This is a genomic window from Cereibacter sp. Soil_C_27, assembly GCF_057657095.1.
Genome location: NZ_JBDGJD010000034.1, coordinates 1 through 404 on the forward strand (window position 1 = coordinate 1; position 404 = coordinate 404).

Below are 404 nucleotides of genomic sequence, written 5' to 3' on the forward strand. Positions count from 1 at the left end.
TGGAACCACCGCGCGCGGGCCTACATGCCCGACCATTGCCGCGTGCTGGAGGTGGAGGCCACGCCCGATGGCGACAGCTTCGCGCCCGACCCGCGTCTTGTCGCCCGCGTCCGCCGCCAGTTCGAGACGTTGCACCCGCGCAGTATCCTGCGCCCGCGCCAGATCGAAGGGACGGAGCTGGACCTCGACGCGCTGATCGCCGCTCAGGTGGAGATCCGCGCCACCGGTCAGGGCAGCGACCGGATCTACCGCGACCTGCGGGCCATCGAGCGTGACCTGTCGGTGGCGATCCTGATGGACTGCTCACGGTCGACCGAGGCCGTGGTCGGCGACCGCTCGGTGATCGACACCATGCGCGAGGCGCTGGCGGCCTTGGCCGGCGGCATCAATGTGGCGGGGGACCG

1 pseudogene is annotated in these 404 nt (G+C 71.3%); it reads left to right on the top strand.

The window, feature by feature from the left end:
- Positions 1 to 404 (top strand): annotated as a pseudogene (locus AC3A5Z_RS24175) (NorD nitric oxide reductase activation protein); the annotation flags it as partial.